This window comes from Brevundimonas pishanensis (genome assembly GCF_022750635.1).
Classification (GTDB): Bacteria; Pseudomonadota; Alphaproteobacteria; order Caulobacterales; family Caulobacteraceae; genus Brevundimonas; species Brevundimonas pishanensis.
The window spans coordinates 220,248-241,961 of record NZ_JAJKBG010000005.1; the positions used below are offsets into that span (position 1 = coordinate 220,248).

The following is a 21,714-nucleotide window of genomic DNA, read 5'->3' on the forward strand; positions in this document are numbered from 1 at the left end:
CCGATCGGTCGTCTCTCATTCGCAAACCCTCGTTAGACCGCCTCTCGCTCGACGCCTGATGCGCGAGACAAGGGATATGCGATGAAACGTTTGATGGCGGCTGTCTCGGTGACGGCCCTTTCTTTGGCTATGGCGGCGCCGGTTCTGGCTGCGGACAACAATGAAGAGCCGGTACCGGTCTCGCCGGCCGATAGCGAGGGTCCGTCGCGGCTGTCCGATATTGTGGTGACCGCCACCAAGCGCGCGACCAACCTACAAGACACGCCGATCTCGATCTCGGTGGCCTCGTCCGAAGACCTGACCAACCGCAATGTGCAAAGCCTGATGGACCTGTCGGATGGCAGCGTGCCGGGTCTGCGCATCACGACCTTTGAAGCGCGCCAGTCGGCTTTGACGGTCGGCATTCGCGGCATCGTGCCGAACGATGCGAACCAGCCCGCCCGTGAACAGGGCGTCGGTGTCTATATCGACGGCGTCTATCTGGCACGTCAGCACGGTCTGGCCGCGGCGCTACTGGACATCGACCGCGTGGAAGTGCTGAAGGGTCCGCAAGGCACGCTGTTTGGGCGTAATACCGAAGGCGGTGCCCTGTCGCTGATCACCAAGAAGCCAACGGGCGAGTTTGGTCTGCGGGCCGTGGCCGGTGTCGGCAATCTGGATTCCTATAACTCCGAAGTTCACGTCGATTTTCCGGCGTTCGGCGACTTCGCCGTCAAGCTGGATGGCGTGATCTCGGTACAGGGTCCGGTGACCAAAAACCGTCTGTCGGGCGAGCAGGGCTTTGGTGAATATGACCGTCGCGGCCTGCGTGGTCAGGTGCGCTGGACGCCGAGCGATACCTTCACCGCTACGCTGGCGGCGGACATCAGCAAGGACAAGAACACCCCCTTCTATAGCCAGTTGCTGAACTGGAACTATTTCAACCTGCCGGTGGTGCCGTTCACCTCCGCCTCGATCCCGTCGGGCAGCATCCGTGACCTGTCACCGCTGGTCGAGGTTGAGGGCGAGGAGCGTATGCGTGTGGCCGACATCGGTGTGCCGCAGCAGTGGAACATCAACGACACGCGTGGCATCGACCTGCACCTGTCGTGGCGTCCGAGCGACAATCTGGAAATCCGATCCATCACCGCCTACCGCGATCTGGATGTGGACCAGTGGGACAATATCGGCGGGGCGCACCGTCCTCCGGTCGTCGGCCCGAATGCGAACTTCAGCCGCTATTCTCTGGCCGGTTTCTGGCAGCATCAGTTCAGTCAGGAGTTGCAGGCCGTCGGTAACATCGGTGACCGCATCGAGTACGTCGCGGGCCTGTACTACTTCAAGGAAACCGTGTCGGACGATGCCGCGACCCCGACGACCAACCGCTGGAACGCGGACGGTACGGGCTACACCATTCTGGACCCCACGCCGACGCTGCGAGGTTCGCGCTTTATCGACCGCGCCTCGACCGCCCATTCGGAATCCAAGGCCATCTATGGTCAAGCGACGTGGACGCCGAACATCCTCAATGACGCCCTGCACCTGACGGTCGGTGGTCGTTTCACCTGGGATGACAAGGACGGCACGCTGGAGATCGTCAACAATGCGCTGCCGGTTGTGAACGGCGTCGCAGGCGAACTGCACTTTGCCTCCTCGGTCGAGCGCTTCGATCCGCTGGTGACGGTGGCCTATGAGGCGAGCGAGAACGTCAGCGTCTATGCCAAATACTCGACCGGCTATCGTGCCGGTGGTGCATCGTCGCGCTCGTTGACCTATCGTTCCTTCGATCCGGAAGAGGTCGAGGCCTATGAGGTGGGCGTAAAGAGCGATCTGTTCGACAACCGTGTGCGCCTGAATGCGGCCCTCTATGCGATGGACCGCACCGACAGCCAGTTGGACTTCAGCCTGATCACTGGCACCCGCAACACGCTGGAAACGGTCAATGCGCCGGGCACCACCAAGATCCGCGGGCTTGAACTGGAAGGCCTGTTCCAGGCCACGGATAACCTGCGTCTGTCGGCATCCTATACCTATACGGATGCTCAGGTGCCGGACACTGCCAACCCGTTCACGGGCAATATGCAGAAGGTGTTCATCGCCTATACGCCCGAGAATGCTGCCAACTTCGCCGCCGACTGGGAATCGCCGTTCATGGGGGCGACGCTAAAGGCCCACCTCGACGCCAACTATGCAGACGCCAGCTACAGCTTCGAGCAGTTCGACGTGCAGAACGACAGCTCCTTCATCGTGAATGGCCGTGTCGCTATCGCCGATATTCCCACCAAGCCGGGTGGTCCGAGCATGGAAGTGGCCCTGTGGTCGCGCAACCTGCTGGACAAGACGTTTGTGTACCGCCGAGACCCGTCCAACCGTCCGACCTTCGGTGACTATGGCAACTTCAACATGCCGCGCACCGTGGGGCTGCAACTGACGGTGAAATACTAGGAAAAGCGACCCCTTCCGCTTTCTCCCGAAACCTTGGCTCCGCAGTTTGGCTGCGGAGCTTTTTTCGTTAGCGGGCGGTGGCCTTCCACTCCTCGATATAGGGCAGGCGGCGCAGAACCTTGGATTTAGGATCAAGGATGATGTGCGCGTTCTCAGCGGCACCGAAGACGACGGTGCCGTCCTGCATTTCCAGCGTGCGGGTGACGCCGTCGATCTCGACGTCCACGGGCATGTTGAAGGGCTGATCGGAGCCTGTCTGCCACGTCAGGCGGACCTGATCGCCAAGACGCGTCATGACCAGATCGGGCAGGGCGGCGTGATACAGATAGGCTTCGAAGAACCATCCCATGTCCTTGCCGGTGATGTCGTTGACGATGGCGATGTAGTCGGCGGTGGTGCGGTAAACGGGCTTGAAATTGCCGGGCTGAGGAGCGGCGCGATCATAGACCAGACGGCGCAAGGACTGTTTGAAAGCCTCGTCGCCGATGTAGAGGCGCAGGGTGTGGGCGATCAGCGCGCCCTTGTAATACAGGTCCAACGCGGGGCCGGTGGCGGCCTTATAGACTGTGCCCGCGGCCTGAGGTTCGCCTGACACCATTGGGTGTTGGTTGGCCAGTGTGCGGCGCATGGTTTCCAGCTCCGCCTGCATGGCGCGCTCGCCGTTCAGCCAATAGGCGTAGAGCGGCTGCATATAGGTGCCGAAACCTTCGTGCAGCCACATGTCGTCCCACGACACATTGGTCAGCTGGTTGCCGAACCATTCGTGCGCCAGTTCGTGTTGCAGCAGCCAGTCATAGCCCTTGCCGTCCAGCTTATAGCCATTGCCATAGGCGTTGATGGTCTGGTGCTCCATGCCCAGATGGGGGGTCTCGACGACGCCCAGTTTCTCGTCGGCGAAGGGGTAGGGGCCGACCCATTCCTCGAAGAAGGCGAGCATGGACGGGAGTTGGTCGAACAACCCTTGGGCCTTTTCGGGCGGGACGGTGTTGAGTGCCCAGAAGTTCAACGGGATATTGTTGCCGTAACGGCTTTGATACTGGCCCGACAGTTCCTGATAGGGGCCGACGTTCAGCGTGATGGCATAGGTGTCGGGATCGCGCGTGGACCAGTGCCACGTCGTTGAGCCGTCGCCGTGTTCGGTCTTGTTAATCAGGCGGCCATTGGCGGGCGCGGACAGGCCCTTGGGCACGGTGATGTGCATATCCACGCGGGCAGGCTCGCCCATCGGGTGGTCGATGCAGGGCCAAATCAGGTCACAGCCTTCGCCCTGAACGGCGGTGGCGATCCACGGCTTGCCACCTGACTCGCTCCAGACCCAGCCGCCGTCCCACGGGGCGCGTTTTGCAGGGTGTGGCGAGCCGCCATAGGCAATGTTGACGATGACCGATTCTCCAGCGTCCAGCGATTCTGGAAGCGGGATGGTCAGGCGGCCCTCGGGGTTGGTCCAGTTATCGATGCTCTGGTCGCCGACCTGGATGCCGTCGATGGAGAATCGGGTGTCCAGTTCGAGCACGATGGACGCGACAGGCGCGGTGGCCGTGAAATCGAGGCGGGCGTGGGCCTGAACGGTCTTGGTGTCGGGCTTGATATCGAATGCCAGATTGGCAGCGTCGAACCGGACGGCTTCCTGTTCAGGTGTGCGCGGTGTGCCGCTGGACAGGGTGAAATCGGTTGTCGTGGCGCTCTGGGCCCACGCGCTTGCCGCCGATAGGGTCAACGCCGTCGCCATAACGGCACAGCAGGAGGAGGTGAGGCGGCGCAGGGTCATCGTCTAAGTCCACTGGAGGCTGGATAACGACGAGCTTTACGGGCGTATGGGCAAAAGAAAAAGGCCGGTGTTTCCACCGGCCTCTTCCAGAACTTCAAATCAGCAGGGCCGATTAGGCAGCGGCTTGTTCAGCCAGCTTGGCCTTGACCTGACGCTTGATGCGCAGGGCATCAGCCGACAGCTTTTCATCGCGAGCCTTCACGATGAAAGCGTCCAGACCACCCTTGTAGTCGAGCGTGCGCAGGGCAGCGTTCGAGATACGCAGGGAGAAGGTTTGGCCCAGAGCGTCCGAGGTCACCTTGACCGTCTTCAGGGACGGCAGGAAACGACGCTTGGTCTTGATGTTCGAGTGGCTCACATTGTGGCCGACCATCGGGCCGATACCCGTGAGTTCGCAACGACGCGACATCTTAAGATCCTCAAGGTCACATCCGCGCAAACATTGCGGACGCATGAAAACAGGTTGCGCGTCAGGCTTGGAGGCCCACGCGAGAGGGGGCCGTATAGAGGAAGGACTCACTTCCCGTCAACCCGAGTCTGGGCCGGAGTCGGACTTGAAAGCAGAATCTGGCGATAAATATGAGGGATCGAACCCGTTCACCCGCCGTTCAAACCCGTATCACTATATCGGAGCCTATGATGAGCCGTTCAAAAATCAAAACCGCTTCCATTGCTCCGGCCAAGGGATTTCGCCTGGCTGCCGTGACGCTGCCGCTTGTTGCGGGTGCTGTTCTGTTGGCGGCACCGGCTTCGTCGCCGCAGGCTCAGGGCTCGCAGAGCCAGGTGCTTCCCGGCTATTGGGAATACACCACTAGCGTGCTTGGTGTGCGCGATACCGAACAGAAGTGTGTGCGACCTTCCGAGATCAACCGCTTCTTCGGCGGCATGTCGACGCGCAAATGGCAGTGCACCTATTCGGTGCGCGAGGCGTCTGGCGGTAATGCGCGCTTCCAGGGCGTCTGCACCGACCGCAAGAACCGCCGCGTGAATGTGCGCCTGAGCGGCACCTATCAGCCGGAATCGTTCCGCTTTAACGGCGGAGCCCAGCTGACGCGCGGTACCCCCTATATTCCGGCTACCATCACGGCCCGCCGCCTGTCGGCACAGTGCCCCGCCAACGCCGAGTATTTCTGATCCACCGATCAGAGCGACATAAAGAAAGGCCCGCCGGATCGCTCCGGCGGGCCTTTTGCTTTTCGACGTTTGCGTCAGATCACATTGTGCTGTTGTCGATGACGAAGCGGTATTTGACGTCCGACTTCAGCATACGCTCATAGGCTTCTTCGATCTGCTCGGCGCGGATCAGTTCGATTTCGGAGGTGATGCCTTTTTCGGCACAGAAATCGAGCATCTCCTGCGTTTCCTTGATGCCGCCGATCAGCGAACCGGCGATCGAGCGGCGACCGCCGATCAGGACGCCGACGCTGGGCGACGGGTGGGCATGTTCCGGCACACCCACGAGACACATGGTGCCATTGACCTTCAGCAGCTTGGTGAAGGCATCCAGATCATGGCTGGCGGCGACAGTGTTCAGGATGAAGTCGAAGCTGCGGCTGTGGGCCTTCATCTGGTCCTTGTCCTTGGACACGACTACTTCGTCAGCCCCCAGATCGAGCGCGGCCTGAACCTTGGATTCGGAGGTGGTGAAGGCAACAACGTGTGCGCCCAGTGCGTGGGCCAGTTTGACGCCCATGTGGCCAAGGCCCCCGATACCGACCACGCCGACCTTTTGACCCGGACCGACCTTCCAGTGGCGCAGCGGCGACCACGTGGTCACGCCGGCGCACAGCAGCGGGGCTACGGCGGCCAGTTGCTCGGTCGGGTGGGTGATTTTCAGGACGAAGTCGTCCTTCACGACGATCCGTTGCGAATAGCCCCCCAAGGTGTGGCCCGGGGCATCGGCGGTCTTGGAATCGTAGGTGCCGACCATGCCGTTTTCGCAATACTGCTCCAAGCCGTCGTCGCACGAATGGCAATGCTTGCAGCTGTCGACCATGCAGCCGACGCCGACAACGTCGCCTTCTTTAAAGCGGCTGACCGAGGCACCGACAGCAGACACACGGCCAACGATTTCGTGGCCCGGCACGCAGGGGAATTTCACCGCACCCCATTCGCCGCGTACGGTGTGCAGGTCCGAGTGGCAGATGCCGCAGTATTCGATCTCGATCTGGACATCGTGGGCACCGACGTCGCGGCGCGGGATTTCGATGGCTTCGACCGGACGGTTGGCGGCAGTTGCGCCATAGGCTTTGACGTTCATGAACTTGTTCTCCGGCAGGGATACGCACGCGAGGGCACGTTGGATGTCGCCGCAGTCTAGTGCCGTTGATGGCTGTGACCCAAGCGGGAATGGCGCGGGGGCGCGACATCATGTGCACCTGCGCGTCGTTGCCAGACAAAACCCTGCGGTTGAATATCTGTTGTATCCGTACCTTGCAGGGGAGGGCGGGCCTTAAGTTCAACCCGATAAGGACTTCGTATGACGGACCCTCAGCCCGCGCCCGAACAGGCCGTTGCCAAGCGCAATGCCTTCACACGCTTTTTGGATACGGTGGAATGGCTGGGCAATCTGTTGCCTCATCCTGTGACGCTGTTCTTCTTGTTGGCGGCGGGCATGGTCCTGCTTTCCGGCCTGTTTGGATATCTGGGAGTGGCAGTTGAAGACCCTCGCCCTGCGGGGGCTTCGGGGCGTGCCGATGACGGCATGATCCGTGCGGTCTCGCTGCTAAGCGCCGATGGCGTTCGCCGAATCTTCAGCGGTCTGGTCACCAACTTCACCAGCTTCGCGCCGCTGGGTGTGGTGCTGACGGCCATGCTGGGGATCGGGGTAGCGGAAAAATCCGGTGTGCTGTCCGCAGCGGTGCGAGGCATGGTGCTGGGGGCGTCCAAGAATATGGTCACCGTCGTCATCGTGTTTGCGGGCGTGATGTCCAACACGGCATCGGAGTTGGGCTATGTGGTCCTGATCCCGCTGGCGGGCGTGGTCTATTATTCGCTCGGGCGTCACCCATTGGCGGGTATGGCGGCGGCGTTTGCCGGTGTTTCGGGTGGCTATTCCGCGAACCTGCTGATCGGGACCATCGATCCGCTGCTGGCCGGTATCACCGAAGAGGCGGCACGGCTGATCGATCCGACCTATTCGGTCACGGCGACTGCGAACTGGTACTTTATGGTGGTGTCGACCGTGATGGTGACGGTCGTGGGCTGGGCGGTCAGCACCTATATCGTCGAGCCGAAACTCGGGGCCTATAATGTCGAAGACGCAGACCCGACCGCGCTGGCCGGTGCGACTGCCGATCCCCTCACGCCGGTCGAGAAGAAGGGCCTGAAGGTTACTGGGCTGGTACTGATGGGCGTGCTGGCGGTGATGCTTTTGACGGTGGTGCCGTCGTGGGGTGTCCTTCGTGATCCCGAGACGGGGGACGCGATGCGTTCGCCGTTCTTCAGCGGGTTTGCCGTCTGGATTTTCCTCTTCTTCCTCGCCATGGGCTGGGCCTATGGCAAGGTCGTTGGAACGGTGAAGAACGACCGCGACGTCATCGACGGTATGGCCAAGGCCATGAGCTCGCTGGGCCTGTATCTGGTGATTATCTTCTTTGCCGCCCAGTTCGTGGCCTTCTTCAACTGGTCCAACATCGGCTCGATCACGGCGGTGAAGGGGGCGCAGACGCTTCAGGCCATGGGGCTGACCGGTCCCGTGATCTTCATCGGTTTCATCCTGATTTGCTGTCTTGTGAACCTGATGATCGGCTCGGCTTCGGCGCAGTGGGCGATGACGGCCCCGATCTTCGTGCCGATGCTGATGTTGCTGGGTTATTCGCCTGAGCTGATCCAAGCTGCTTACCGGATCGGCGATTCCACTACCAACATCATCACACCGATGATGAGCTATTTCGGCCTGATCCTCGCGTGGGCGGTTCGATACGATAAGAAGGTCGGGATCGGCACAATGATCGCGATGATGCTGCCGTATTCGATCTTCTTCACCATCGCCTGGACGATACTGTTCTTCGTCTGGGTGTTTGGTCTGGGTCTGCCGGTGGGACCGGGGGCTCCGACCTTCTACAGCGTCGGCTGAGAGTGACCGGACAAGAGAAAAGGGCCGCCCGGTGGGGTGGCCCTTTTTGTTGCGCCTTAATCCGTGCGGACCATTATCAAAGGCTCGGATGCAAAGCTTTCGTCGGCGTTCGGGTCGGCTTCAAGGGCAGCAGCCATCATGGCTTCGCCCTCGGCCTCCTGCCCGGTGTCTTTAAACATCTTACCCAAACCGTATCGGGCTATCTGGTTATCCGGGGCTAGTTCGATGGCTTTGCGATAGACGCCCATGGCCTCTTCCTCGCGGTTTAGGATGTAGAGGAGGTAGGCCCTGCGGACATGCAGACCGGCGTCGTTCGGCTTTTGGGCGACGGCCTTGTCGCAGACCTCAAGAGCCGCCTCGCGACTTTGGGCCATCAAGGCTTTGGAGACGCAGGCTGCGGACAGGTTATCCAGATCGATGCGGGTCAATTCCTCGAAGCGGGCGCGGTCTGCGGCCGCGCCGCGTGTGTTGCCGCGCAGTTCGCGAATGCTCGCCCGGTCTATCAGAAGGGACGGGAAGTCCGATTCCACGCTCAAAGCATCGGTCAGTATAGCTTCTGCCTTGGCAGGCTCTGCTGTTTTGAGCTCGGCAGCGGAAGTTCTGGCCATGGCGACGAAGAAGGATGTCGTGGCATCCGGATAGCCAACGGCTTCGGCAAAGGCGGCGGTTTGTGCCATCGCCTCTTGTGGTCGCCCTATGCGCAGGAGCAGGCCGGCCAACTCAGATTTGAGGCCACTCTCATCCGGCTTGATCGTGGCGATCCGCTCCAGATCGGCAAGGGCGCGCGCGTGCTGGCCCATCCGCTCATAGGCTGCCGACCGACGATAGAGGGCATGCGTGTTCTGCGGCCATTTGTTGAGCGCGCCGGTAAAGGCCAGAACAGCCTCCAGATCGTCCTTCTCGATTTCGGCCAGCCGTCCCTTGGCATGGAACAAGATCGTGTCGGTGGGATCGGCAGCTTCGGCGGCGGCGATATCTGCGCGCGCCTTGTCGAACTCTTCGAGCGCAAGATAGGCCAGGGCGCGGTTGGCCAGTGCATTGGCGTGGGGCGCAGAGAAGCCCGCGATAGCGGCGTCGAACTGGCCGATGGCACCAGTATAATCGGCCGCATTAAAGAGGGCGTAGCCGCGTCGCAGGGTTGCTTCCGGATTGTTGCCGTCGGCCGTGTTCAGCGTCTCGCGGTCCGAGGCGGTGAGGCTGTAGCCCGACCGCAGCCGCATGGTGGCCCTCATCTCCTTGAAGGTGTCCATATTGGCTTGTTCGCTTGCCCTTTCAGCGGGGGTCGCAAACGGACGCAAATTGATGGAGCCGCGGTCGGTTTCGAGACGGTTGCCGTTGCGCTCGACGGTGCGGAAGAACCGGGTGGCACCGGCGTCCACTTCATACGGCTCAACGGAAACGTCCAGCACATCGTGGTCTTCGGGCAGGATCAAGCTTGTGCGGAAGGAAGATGAACTGGGGAAGGAGACGGCGTAATCGGCATCTTTGAACCGCGGATTTGCGTGCGGCTCGATCCCCTTCCATGTGACGTGGGCCAGCGGGATGCTGACGGGGCCGTTGGTCCAGTCAAATGTGATGCGGGCCGTGGCTGTAGCGACGAACTCGTGGGTGTCCTCACGGTACTTCCACTGGCTCTTGAGGTCCGAAATCGTGCCGTATTCCTTGAGGAATTCGGTCCAGCGGTCGTCGTACCAGCGGGTCATCTCGGCTGCCGAGGCCATGCCGGTTGCCGCCTGCATCTCGGTGGCCCTGTCCCCGCGATCGGTATCCGTCAGCGTCAATCGGGCAGGGCTATAGATCCCGTCCGACAGGTCGATCTCCATTTGCATCAAGCTCATCGGGCGCGGCGGAAGCTGAAGGGGGATATGTTCGAGCTGGGCACGTTCCACCACCGGTAGAATGTATTCGTGCGCCAGCGGAACGTCCGGCCTCAGGCTGCGGTCTCCGATGCGGGTGCCGTCCAACAGGTGGGTTTCGCCGTTGATCCTGGCTTTGACGATGACGTGGTCAAAGGCACTGACCATCGGCAGGTATTTGTCGAGCGGCAGGTTTTCCGAACTAACAAGGGCGGGCACGGCGTCGATGCCCAGTTCCTTCAGGATGGCGACGAGCAGCACCGTCTTGCCCTTGCAGTCACCCTGTCGGCTGGCCCAAACCTCGCTGGCGGAGCTTGGCAGCCAGCCGCCCTCGCCCAGCGTTACAGCCAGATAGCGGACCTCGTCCTGAACCAGTCGCAGGGCGGCCACAGCGCGCGCTTGTGGCGTGGTGTGCTCGGCTCTGATCCGCGCAATATGGGCTGCCAGATCGGCGGCGTCCGGCAGGGTCGCCGCCTGCTGATAGGCCGGGCGGATATAGTCGGTAATGACGCTCCATTGTGGAATGCTGCTGATCTGCCAGGCGTAGTCGGGGATAGAGCGGGCGGCGAACCTTTCCGGATAGCTTTCGGCCTCGGCGTCGACAAGCCGTTCGGTGATGATCTTGAACCCGCCCTGCTCGGTGGTCGGCGGCACGGTGCTATAACGGCCCGCACGGGTTTGCACCCTCATTGAGGACGGCCAGCTTATCGTCGAGAGCGCCAGATCAATCGGCGCGGGCAACACCGGCACGGATAGGGACTCAATTGGATTGCCGAACACATCGAACTGGGTGCGGACCGAATAGGCAAAGTCGATGGTGTCGCCGATGCGAACGTCCGGGACAATGAGGACGCCGGTCAGGATGCCATTGATCTGTCGCGACTGTTCCAGCCCAGCCTCGCGCCTCAGGATGGTGAAGTCGCCCTTGTCGAGGATGTCCAGCGTCTCGCCGTTGCGGATCAGCTTGGCGGAGTGAACGGTGGGGCTTTGTAAAGCGGGATTCCAGTTGAGCGCGAGTTGTGACCCTGACTGGAGTCCCAGCGGCGACAGGATCTTTACCCTCGCCCGCAGATAGGTCTCGGTATGGGTGCCAAAAGCCCGCGTATGGCTTTCGATCCTTTCATACCTAACGTGCTGCGAGGGGACATCGGGGCGGTTCGACAGGTGCGGTGCATCGGCCGGAAGCCATTCGGGCGCGGGGGCGCGAAGGATGACCTCTCCCGCCATCGCTGAGGTGCTCAGCAGCCATGCTGCCGTCGCCAATGCCAGTTTCTTCACGCACACGCCCTTTGTCGATATTCTGCCATAATTCGATTAGCAGAGCGGCGGGGCGGAAAATAGGGGAAAACCCTTATCTGGGCGCGCGTTTGCGGATGAGGCCTTCCTGCGCGACGCTGGCGACAAGTTTGCCGTCGCGGGTGAAGATTTGGCCGCGGTTGAAGCCGCGTCCGCCCGAGGCAGAAGGGCTGTCCGTCACGTACAGCAGCCAGTCGTCGGCGCGGAAGTCGTTGTGGAACCAGATGGCGTGGTCGAGGCTGGCGATCTGGAAGTTCGGATCAAAGAAGCCGATCGCGTGTGGCAACCCGCAGGTGCTGAGCAGGGTCATGTCCGACGCATAGGCCAGCACAGCGCGATGCATGGCCGGATCGTCACCCAGGGGGCTTGAGGTGCGGAACCACGAAGCGTGGCGGGGTTCCTCCGGTGTCGGCGCAATCGGGTTGCGGACATAGACGTGTCGGAACTCGATCGAGCGAGGACGAAGAGCATAGTCGCGCAAGGCTTCGGGCAGGTGATCGACGACGGCGCGCCACAGGTCGATCTCGGGGATCAACGCCTCGGGCGGTGGCACGCTGGGCATGGTGTCCTGATGCTCGAGGCCGGTTTCGGGCACCTGGAACGACAGCAACATGTTCAGGATAGGCTCGCCGCCCTGCGAGGCGATGACGCGGCGGGTGGAGAAACTGCGCCCGTCATGGTCGCGGGCGACGCGGAAGATGATCGGGCGGCCTTCCTGACCGGGGCGCATGAAGTAGCAATGCAGCGAGTGGCAGGTCCCGCCCTCGACGGTTTGCTGCGCCGCTTGGAGGGCCTGTGCCACAACCTGCCCGCCATAGACCCGTCCCTTGCCGCCCGGCAGCGGGATGCCGCGGTAAAGATCGGTATCCAGCGTCTCGACCGTCAGTAGATCGACCAAACCGTCAACACGCGCTGGCGCGGAAGGAGAGGAGGGATCTTTGGGAGAGGGCAGTTCGGTCATGATGTCCGGTGATGCGTCTATCAGGGGAGGGCCATATCATCAGCCTTGGCGGGCACAGGTGCAAGCAAAAGCGCTTAGTTTGCCTAGGGTCAACGACCGTGCGCTTGTCTGTGATGCGCAACCTCTAGTAGCGGTCGGATTGAGCAAGAACTTTCCAATATCGAAAGCCGTGGTGCACTTGCGGTTGAGTTTTGCTTACGCACAACTCGTGCGCGACATTGCTGGAATATTTCTCCCATATGTCGGCCTTGGAGAGAATATTAAGCATTATATTCTTTTCGATTGGCGAAAATAGAAACCTTTTTGCTCTACTGGCTTGAATTTATCTGTTCGCTGAACGACCATTTTTCCCATGCGGCAGGCGAGGGGTTTGCCGCGAGTGCAATGCTGTTTGTCAGAGTTGTATGTGATGGGGGAGACGCGAATGCGCCTCGGTGGACGTTTTTCGACGGGCCGTTTGGCTCACCGCACCTTGCTGGCGGGGGCTTGTGCCTATGCCGCGCTTTCGGCAGGAGCGGCGCTTGCGCAAGAAGCGCCGGAGGGCGGCGAAGAGACAGTCGCGCAGGTGAGCGAAATCGTCGTCACCGGCTCGCGCATCGCGCGGCGCGACTATGCCTCCAACAGCCCGCTGACGTCTGTGACCGCCGAGGCGATTGAAAACACCGGTCAGGTCACCGTCGAAAAAGCCCTGACGCAGATGCCGCAGTTCGCAGGGGCCATGGGGCAGAGCACTTCGGGCTCGTCCTCGACCTCCCTGAACGGTGGTCAAGCCTATGCCAGCCTTCGTGGTCTCGGCTCCAAGCGCACGCTGCTGCTGCTGGACGGCAAGCGTCTGCAACCGTCGAACCCGGACGGTTCGGTAGATTTGAACATCATCCCCGAAGCGCTGATCGGCAATGTCGAGGTGATCACCGGCGGTGCCTCGACCGCCTATGGCTCCGACGCGACCGCTGGCGTGGTCAACTTCCGCCTGAAGCGTGATGTGCAGGGCGTGACTGTCGCATCGCAATACGGCATTTCCGACTATGGCGACGGCGAGAGCTTCCGCATTTCGGTGACCGCGGGCGACCGTTTTGCCGATGATCGCGGGCGGGCGGTGATCTCGCTGGACTATTCGATGCGCGATGTCGCGCTTCAGGCCGAGCGTGACTACTACTACCGCCGTAACCGCCAATCGAGCACGGCTATCATCGCGCAGGGCACGGCATGGTTCGGCACCAACCGTCCGAGCATCGCGGCGGTAAACGACCTGTTCGTGGGTCAGTATGGAACAGCACCGATTGTAGGTGCGGGCGGTTTCTATAATGGCCAGATCGGTTTCAATACTGGCGACCAGACCCTGTTCAATCTGGGTACCTCTTCGCCGGTTTCGAACCTCAAGGACCCCGAGACCGATGGCGCGTTCCTGAACGCTTCCGGCACCAACATGCTGTGGGGCTGGGCGCACAACAGCATCCAGAACGACAACGAGCGCTATTCGCTGTTCACGCGCGTCGACTATCAGCTGACCCCCAAGGTGGATTTCTTCCTGCAGGGAACGCTGACCAGCTATGAGTCCGAGGGTATCTACAACCCGACGCTGGCGGGTCTGGCCTATGCGCTGAGCGTGCCGGTCACCAACCCTTATATCGGCGCGGATTTCGCCAGCCTGCTGGCCTCGCGTCCCGATCCGACGGCCGATTTCTCGTTCTGGAAGGATCTGGATTTCGCGGGCACCCGTCTGCAGAAATATGCCTATGACGTCTATCAGTTCATCGGAGGCTTCTCGGGGCAGGTTGGCTACAAGGACTGGACGTGGGAAGCCTATGCCAGTGTGTCGCGTTCGGACTTCGAGAACGTTCAGGCCGGCGGCGTATCCCGCACGGCCATCAGCAAGCTTCTGTACAGCCCGACGGGCGGCAGCGACCTGTGCGCGGGCGGCTTCAACCCGTTCGGTGCCCACGCGCCCTCGCCGGAATGCGTGAACTACGTCACACGTCGTACCAAGAATACCAATGAACTGAGCCAGCGTATGGCCGAGGCCAGCGTAACCGGCGGCCTGTTCAACCTGCCTGCGGGCGAGGTGCGGTTCGCGGCGGGTGTCGGCTATCGCTACAACGACTTCGTTTTCGAGCCGGACTCGCTTCTGGCGCAGCCGGACGGCACCAGCGACATTCTGGGCTATTCGGAACTGCGTCCGTCGTCGGGCGATGTCGACTCGACCGAGATCTTCGCCGAGTTACTTGTTCCTCTGCTGAAGGACCTGCCGTTTATCAAGACGCTGGAAGTCGATCTGGGCTATCGCTACTCCAACTATAGCTCGGTCGGTGGCGTTCAGGCCTACAAGGCCGATGTGAACTGGGAAGTGAACGATCTGCTGCGTCTGCGCGGCGGCTATAACCGCGCCGTTCGTGCGCCGAGCGTGGGCGAGCTTTATGCTCCGGTCTCCACCGCGACGGTCAACGTCGGCACGGCCACCGCGGCCAATACCGACGGCGATCCGTGCGATACCCGCTCGTCTTTCCGTCAGGGCGCAAATGGCCAGCGGGTCGCCGATCTGTGTGTTGCGCTGGGCGTGCCGTCCAGCATCATCGACACCTACCAGTTCGGTGCCGCTCAAGTGTTCGCGCTGACCGGCGGTAACCCTGATCTTGAAGAAGAAACGGCCGACACCTATTCGATCGGCGGCGTGATCCAGTCGCAGTTCCAGTCGCCGTGGCTGAGCAATATCTCGGCCTCGCTGGACTGGTACCAGATCAAGGTGGCAGACGCGGTTGGTACTCTGGGTGTGGGCAATGCCATCCGCTACTGCTTCAATGACGGCGGCAACAACCCGACCTACGATCCGAACAACTACTATTGCCAGCTTCAGGACCGCAGCACGGTCGACGGCAATATGGTCAATCCGCTGCAGCCGCTGTTGAACCTCGGCGCGTTCAATGTGACGGGCGTGGACGTGCAGTTCGACTGGCGTCTGCATCTGGCCGATCTGGGCTTTGGCGACAGCGGTACGATCACGCTGGGCTCGGCCATCTCCTATCTGCAGAGCTTCGAGATCCAAGCGCTGCCGGGCGCGCCGGTTTATGACTATGCCGGCACCTGGGGCACGGCCATCGAGGCCAACGCCGGTCAGGCCCACCCCGAATGGAAGGCTGTCAGCAGCATCGGCTATTCGCGCGACAAGTGGAATGTCGGCCTGCGCTGGAGGCACACCTCCGAGATGATCAACTCGGCACGCGTGACCTCGCCGAACAGCACCACGCGCGGTGTGGACGCCTACGACGTGTTCGACCTGAACGCCCGTGTGGACCTGCCGTGGGAGACCTCGGTGCGGTTCACCGTCACCAACCTGTTCAATGAGGAACCCCCGCAGGTGGGCGACGTGCGCGGCACCTATGACCCGCAGAACTACGACGTTCTGGGTCGCTACTATTCGGTCGCCGTCACCAAGAAGTTCTGATGCCAATCGGGGGCCTCCTTCAAAGGAGGCTCCCTTCACGCTTTTCCGGTGGACGAAGCTTCACCGGCAAGGCGACAGTGAAAGCTCATGGGGCAGTGCCTTCGGCGCTGCGGAGGAGGAAAGCATGAAAGTATCGTTGAAGAAGGGTCTAGCCGCCGGTGTGGTCGCTGCCCTGCTGGCCTCGGCTGGCGCAGCCTTTGCGGGCGAAGTGTCGTACGTCCACGCCGGTCGCGTGCTGGCCGATCCGGCAACGGGCCGTGTCGCCGAGCGCCAGACGCTGGTGATCGAGGACGGCAAGGTCAAGGAAATCCGCGACGGTTTTGTTGGCGAGGGCAATGTTGTTGACTTGTCCAGCAAGTTCGTTCTGCCGGGCTTTATCGACAGCCACGTCCACCTGAGCAGCCAGCAAGGCGACGGTGACCGCGCTTCGCGATACACCAACACCTCGGCCGACGCGGCTCTGAATGCGGCCTATTATGCCCGCATCACGCTGGAAGCCGGTTTCACCACCGTCGCCGATCTGGGCGGGCCGGGCGAGTCGGCTGTGGCCCTGCGCCGCAGCATCCAGCAAGGCCGCACCGCAGGCCCGCGCATTCTGGCTGCCACCGGCATGGTGACCCCGCACGGCGGTCACGGCGATGCCAACGGCGTGGCCGAACAGTTCGTGCCGATCCTGCGCTCGACCGCGGTCTGTTCGGGGCCGGATGACTGCCGTCGTGCAGTGCGCGAGCGCGTTCGTAACGGCGCGGACATCATCAAGATCTCGGCCACCGGCGGCGTTCTGTCCGACACCGGTGCCGGCCTGAACCAGCAGTTTTCGGATGACGAACTGAAGGCCATCGTCGAGACTGCCCACTTCATGGGCCGTCAGGTCACCGCCCACGCCCACGGAACCGACGGTATCGCCAGCTTCCTGCGCGCCGGTGGTGACTCCATCGAGCACGGTACCTTCATCGACGAAGAAGGCATCCGTCTGCTGAAGCAAAACGGCCGCTATCTGGTACCGACCCTGCTGGCCGGTGACTTTGTCGCCCGCGAAGCTGTGCGTCCGGGCAACCAGTTCACCCCGTTCCAGCGTCAGAAGTCGCTGGAAGCCGGTCCGCTGATGCTGGACATGGCCCGCCGCGCCCACCGCGCCGGTGTGAAGATCGCCTTTGGCACCGACAACGGTGTGGCACCGCACGGCACCAATGCCCGCGAGTTCCAACTGCTTGTCGAGGCTGGCCTGACCCCGCTGCAAGCCATTCAGGCGGCGACCATCAATGCGGCTGACCACTTCCGTCTCGGTAACGAGATCGGCCGTATCACCGCAGGCTATAGCGCCGACATCATCGCTGTTGACGGCAACCCGCTGGAAGACGTCACGACCCTGATGGACGTCGACTTCGTCATGCGTGCCGGTAACGTCTACAAGAACAAGTAAGCCCTAACAGGCTTGGGGCAGGGGCCGTCCTCCGAAAGGAGGGCGGCCTTTTCCTTTTGGCGGGGGCGCAATCGCCCCCGATTTGCTGTAGGGGGAGCGCCCCCTGTTTCTGCCTGCCGGATCAAGCCTGTGACGCATCCCACCATCGGTATCGACTTTGGAACTACCAATACGGTGGTGGCCATCAGCCAGCCGGGGGGCGACACCCATGTCATGACGCTGGAAGGACCTGAGGGGCCGGAGAAGGGCTGGCGCTCGGCGCTGGGGTTCCAGCTGGTGCACAATGCGGGCGGCGTGGCCGAGCGCGTGATCACCGCAGGTCCGTGGGCCATCGAGGCTTACCTGGAAGACCCGATCGAGACCCGCTTTATCCAGTCGTTCAAGAATTTCGCTGCCAGCAGCGCCTTCACCGAGACGGTGATCGACAGCAAACGATACAAGTTCGAGGACCTGTTGGCCGCCTTCCTGAAACAGGTGAAGCAGTATGGCGGCGAGGCGATGCAGAACCTGCCGCCGCGCGTGATCGTGGGTCGTCCGGTGACGTTTGCAGGGGGCAATCCGAAGGAAGGTCTGGCGCTGGAACGCTATCAGGCAGCGTTCGAGCAGCTGGGCTTCGAAGACATTCGCTATGCCTATGAGCCGGTTGGTGCCGCGTTCTATTTCGCACGCAATCTGACGCAGGCGGCGACCGTGTTAGTGGCCGACTTTGGCGGCGGTACGTCGGACTTTTCCATCATCCGTTTCGAGCCGACGCCGGAAGGGCTGCGCTCGACCCCGCTGGGACGGGCGGGTGTGGGCATTGCAGGCGATGCCTTCGACTACCGTATCATCGACCAACTGGTGTCGCCGGAGCTGGGCAAGGGCACGGAATACACCAGCTTGGGCAAGGTCCTGCCGATCCCGCAGCGCTATTACACCGCCTTCGCCAAATGGGAGCAGCTGGCCCTGCTGAGAGCGTCGCGCGATATGAAGGATATCCGCTTGCTGGTGCGCGATGCCGAGGAGCCGGAAAAGGTCGAGCGTCTAGTCGAGGTGCTGGATGACAACCACGGCTATGCCCTTTACCGCGCCGTGTCGGACCTGAAGGTCGCGCTCTCATCGCAGGAATCAGCCGAGTTCGTTTTCGCTGTCGGCGATATCGATATTCGCGCCCATGTGACCCGCGCCGATTTCGAGGGCTGGATCGCAGCCGATCTGGAAGCAATGGAAAATGCCGTCGATCGTGCCTTGGACGAAGCGGCTATTGCAGCGGACGGTGTGGACCGCGTCTTCCTCACGGGCGGCACATCTTTTGTGCCTGCGGTTCGCGATATCTTCCTGCAGCGCTTCGGGGCGGAAAAGATCGAAAGTGGTAGCGAGTTCGAATCTATTGCCTCGGGTCTGGCTATGATCGGACAGGAAACGGACCTCGATCTGTGGAGCGAGAGTAAATCCTTCTAAGGATAAAACTTGCACCCAACGCTCCTTGCGGGATTTGATTTCCAAGATGGATTGCTAAATCCCGCTTTGGGGGTGGATTTTTGCGGTGCGGTATATTAGTGACCGCCCCCATGGTTGAGATGAAGTTCCAACTCGGACTCGCCCTTGGGCGACTTATGCGCGGCCGCCGGGGTTAACGGCTGCCTCGGTGGCGACGCGCTGTTCGCCGCACATCTCCCGATAAAAATCTGCACATCCAAGAGAGGCGCATCCCATGCTGCGCGACCCCTCGGTCAAATACCGTCCCTTCCCGCAAATCGACCTGCCGAACCGTCAGTGGCCGTCCAAGACGATCACCAAGGCTCCGCGCTGGCTGTCCACCGATCTGCGTGACGGGAACCAGTCGCTGATCGACCCGATGAATGCGGAAAAGAAGACCCGCTTCTACGAGATGCTGCTGAAGATCGGCGTGAAAGAGATCGAGGTTGGCTTCCCGTCGGCGGGCGCGACCGAGTTCGACTTCATCTCGGGTCTGGTGCGCGAAGACCGCATCCCCGAGGATGTGATGGTGCAGGTGCTGACCCAGTCGCGCCGTGACCTGATCCAGAAGACTTTTGAGTCGCTGGAAGGCGCGCGTACCGCGACCGTCCACCTGTATAATGCCGTCTCGCCCGCTTGGCGCGAAGTGGTGTTCAACATGGACCGCGCGGGTGTGAAGGCGCTGGCCATCGAAGGCGCAAAGATGCTGCGCGAAGAGGCCGAGAAACGTCCCGATACCGACTGGCGCTTTGAATATAGCCCCGAGACATTCTCCACTGCCGAACTGGATTTCAGTCTGGAAGTGGCCGAGGCCGTTCAGGACATTCTGGAGCCGACGGTCGAAAAGCCGATGATCCTGAACCTGCCGGCGACGGTCGAATGCTCGACGCCGAACATCTATGCCGACCAGATCGAATGGATGATCCGCAACCTGACGCGCCGCGAGGCGGTGATCGTTTCGCTGCACCCGCATAACGACCGTGGCACGGGCGTAGCGGCGGCGGAACTGGGCCTGATGGCCGGTGCAGACCGTATCGAGGGCTGCATCTTCGGTAACGGCGAGCGTACCGGCAACGTCGACTTGGTGACGCTGGCGCTGAATATGTACACCCAAGGCGTCTCGCCGGAGCTGGACTTCTCCAACATGGAGGAGATCGTCCAGACGGTGGAATACTGCAACCAGATCGACGTGCATCCGCGCCATCCCTACGCGGGCGAGTTGGTGTTCACAGCCTTCTCGGGCTCGCACCAGGATGCGATCAAGAAGGGCTTTGACGCTCAAGAGAAGCGCAACGACCAGATCTGGAACGTGCCCTATCTGCCGATCGATCCTGCCGATATCGGTGCCAGCTATGAGGCGGTCATTCGAGTCAACTCGCAGTCCGGTAAGGGCGGCATGGCGTGGGTGCTGCAACAGGACAAGGGCTTGAAACTGCCCAAGGCCATGCAGGCCGATTTCAGCCGCGCGGTCCAAAAACTGGCCGATCAGACCAGCCGCGAACTGACTAGTGCCGACATCTGGGATGCCTTCCAGAAGACCTATCGCACCGAAGGTCCGCAGCAGTTCGAGCTGATGACCTTTGCCGAGCACGGCATTGCCAAGAGCGACGGCCAGCGTGTCTTCACCGGCGATGTGAAAATCGGCCACAAGGTGCAACAGATCACGGGGCGCGGTAACGGCCTGATCTCTGCCCTGTTGGACGGTATGCGCGAAGCGGGCGGTCCGGCGTTCGAGATCGTCGACTATCAGGAACACGCCATCGGCGCGGGCTCGGACGCCAAGGCCGCCGCCTATGTCCAGTGCAGAATGGAGAATGGCCAGACGGTATTCGGCTTCGGCATGGATTCCGACGTGGCCACCGCCTCGGCCCGTGCGGTCATCAGCGCAGCCAACACCGCATCCATCCGTCAGGAACAGACGCTGGCGGCCTGATCAGTGCATCCTTTCGGGATGTTCAACACTTGAGAGTGACGTAGCGGACCTGTGTGCTAGGCATGGGTCCGCTTTCGTTTGCGCATGGGTGCCTGGTTGAAATCGAATTCTGCGAAGCGCCGCTGGGCGTGGGGAAGCCTGTTTGTCAGCGTGCCGTTTCTGGCTTGGACGTTTTTGGCCGTTCACTTCCAACTTGGGGCGTTGGGATGGTGGGTCTATGCGCTTCCGGTGCTGATTGCGGGGATGGTGCTGTGGGCCTCCACCATGGGTGCCAAGCGGGCGTGGGCGGTGCTCGGGATTATGGTGGTTATGGTCGCGGTCGGGTGGGCGCAGGTGCATCCGCTACAAAACCGTGACTGGGCACCGGAGCTGTCGCGCGGTGTGCAGGCGAACATAGACGGCTCGGTCGTGCAGTTGAAGAATGTGCGCGACTTCCGCTGGCGTACGCGTGATGATGGCAAGGCTCGCTGGATCACCAAGACCGTTGATCTGGACAAGTTGGAGCATGTGGATTTCATCCGAACCACTTGGGCCAGTGAAGCCATAGCCCACACCATGATCAGCTTTGGTTTTAGCGATGGGCAGTATGTGGTGTTTTCGGCGGAAATCCGCCGCGAGAAGCATGAGAAGTTTTCCGAACTAGGCGGCTTCTTCAAGAAGTTTGAACTGGTGCTGATCGGCGCGACCGAGGAGGACATCGTCAAACTGCGCACCCATGCGCGCAACGAGGATGTGTCCATCTATCGCCTGACTATGACGCCGGAACAGCGTCGCAGTCTGTTCCTGTCCTATGTGGGCTTGGGCAACGATCTGGCGGCTCAGCCGCGTTGGTACCAGACCATAACCACCAACTGCACGACCGTGATCTGGAAGCTGGCGCGGGCGGTGGCTCCGGGCTTGCCGATGGACTGGCGCATTCTGTTGTCGGGCTATACGCAGGACTATCTGTACGACCTCGGTGTCATCGCCCACGACCGTCCGCTGGACGAGATCAAGGCCAAGGCGCACGTGACCGAAAAAGCTCGCGCCCTGCCGGATGGCGCAGACTATTCGGTGGCAATCAGACAAGGGTTGTAGC

At 61.5% G+C, this 21,714-nt stretch carries 13 protein-coding genes; 8 read left to right on the plus strand and 5 right to left on the minus strand.

The window, feature by feature from the left end; translation table 11 throughout:
* The first annotated feature begins 81 nt into the window (after positions 1-81).
* The gene (locus tag LOX95_RS11380; protein ID WP_242914684.1) at positions 82-2,424 is read left to right on the plus strand and encodes a TonB-dependent receptor; all 2,343 of its coding nucleotides are present in this window, start codon (positions 82-84) and stop codon (positions 2,422-2,424) included.
* 67 nt (positions 2,425-2,491) lie between these two features.
* Here the strand turns inward: LOX95_RS11380 and LOX95_RS11385 are convergent, their stop codons facing one another.
* Positions 2,492-4,192: a M1 family metallopeptidase gene (locus LOX95_RS11385; protein ID WP_242914686.1), complete on the minus strand. Its 1,701-nt coding sequence runs from the start codon at positions 4,190-4,192 to the stop codon at positions 2,492-2,494.
* A gap of 112 nt (positions 4,193-4,304) precedes the next feature.
* On the minus strand, positions 4,305-4,601 hold the full coding sequence (gene rpmB, locus LOX95_RS11390; RefSeq protein ID WP_242914687.1) for a 50S ribosomal protein L28: 297 nt from the start codon (positions 4,599-4,601) through the stop codon (positions 4,305-4,307).
* Positions 4,602-4,831: 230 nt separating this feature from the next.
* On the opposite strand from rpmB, the gene LOX95_RS11395 reads away from it, so the two are divergent.
* Positions 4,832-5,326: a DUF3617 domain-containing protein gene (locus LOX95_RS11395; RefSeq protein WP_242914689.1), complete on the plus strand. Its 495-nt coding sequence runs from the start codon at positions 4,832-4,834 to the stop codon at positions 5,324-5,326.
* A 79-nt stretch (positions 5,327-5,405) separates the two neighbouring features.
* On the opposite strand, the gene LOX95_RS11400 is transcribed toward LOX95_RS11395, so the two are convergent.
* Entirely contained in the window at positions 5,406-6,452 is a 1,047-nt protein-coding gene (locus LOX95_RS11400; protein ID WP_242914691.1) for an NAD(P)-dependent alcohol dehydrogenase, read from the minus strand.
* 219 nt (positions 6,453-6,671) lie between these two features.
* On the opposite strand from LOX95_RS11400, the gene LOX95_RS11405 reads away from it, so the two are divergent.
* Positions 6,672-8,270, plus strand: coding sequence for an AbgT family transporter (locus LOX95_RS11405; RefSeq protein WP_242914693.1), 1,599 nt, complete (start codon positions 6,672-6,674; stop codon positions 8,268-8,270).
* A 56-nt stretch (positions 8,271-8,326) separates the two neighbouring features.
* Here LOX95_RS11405 and LOX95_RS11410 read toward each other — a convergent pair whose 3' ends face one another.
* Both LOX95_RS11410 and LOX95_RS11415 read right to left on the minus strand, forming a co-directional pair.
* Positions 8,327-11,404, minus strand: a complete 3,078-nt coding sequence (locus tag LOX95_RS11410) for a DUF3857 domain-containing protein (RefSeq protein ID WP_242914695.1) — start codon at positions 11,402-11,404, stop codon at positions 8,327-8,329.
* A 73-nt stretch (positions 11,405-11,477) separates the two neighbouring features.
* Entirely contained in the window at positions 11,478-12,383 is a 906-nt protein-coding gene (locus tag LOX95_RS11415; protein WP_242914697.1) for an acyl-CoA thioesterase, read from the minus strand.
* A gap of 424 nt (positions 12,384-12,807) precedes the next feature.
* On the opposite strand from LOX95_RS11415, the gene LOX95_RS11420 reads away from it, so the two are divergent.
* The 5 genes from LOX95_RS11420 (at position 12,808) to LOX95_RS11440 (ending at position 21,713) form a co-directional block, all read left to right on the plus strand.
* Positions 12,808-15,822, plus strand: coding sequence for a TonB-dependent receptor domain-containing protein (locus tag LOX95_RS11420; protein WP_242914699.1), 3,015 nt, complete (start codon positions 12,808-12,810; stop codon positions 15,820-15,822).
* 124 nt (positions 15,823-15,946) lie between these two features.
* Positions 15,947-17,245: a metal-dependent hydrolase family protein gene (locus LOX95_RS11425; RefSeq protein WP_242914700.1), complete on the plus strand. Its 1,299-nt coding sequence runs from the start codon at positions 15,947-15,949 to the stop codon at positions 17,243-17,245.
* A gap of 120 nt (positions 17,246-17,365) precedes the next feature.
* Entirely contained in the window at positions 17,366-18,685 is a 1,320-nt protein-coding gene (locus LOX95_RS11430; protein WP_242914861.1) for an Hsp70 family protein, read from the plus strand.
* Between the two features lie 253 nt (positions 18,686-18,938).
* Positions 18,939-20,636 (plus strand): 2-isopropylmalate synthase, encoded by a 1,698-nt coding sequence (gene leuA / locus LOX95_RS11435; protein WP_242914702.1) that lies wholly within the window; start codon positions 18,939-18,941, stop codon positions 20,634-20,636.
* A 96-nt stretch (positions 20,637-20,732) separates the two neighbouring features.
* Complete coding sequence (locus tag LOX95_RS11440) at positions 20,733-21,713, plus strand: Lnb N-terminal periplasmic domain-containing protein (protein WP_242914704.1); 981 nt, start codon at positions 20,733-20,735, stop codon at positions 21,711-21,713.
* Position 21,714: the final 1 nt, after the last annotated feature.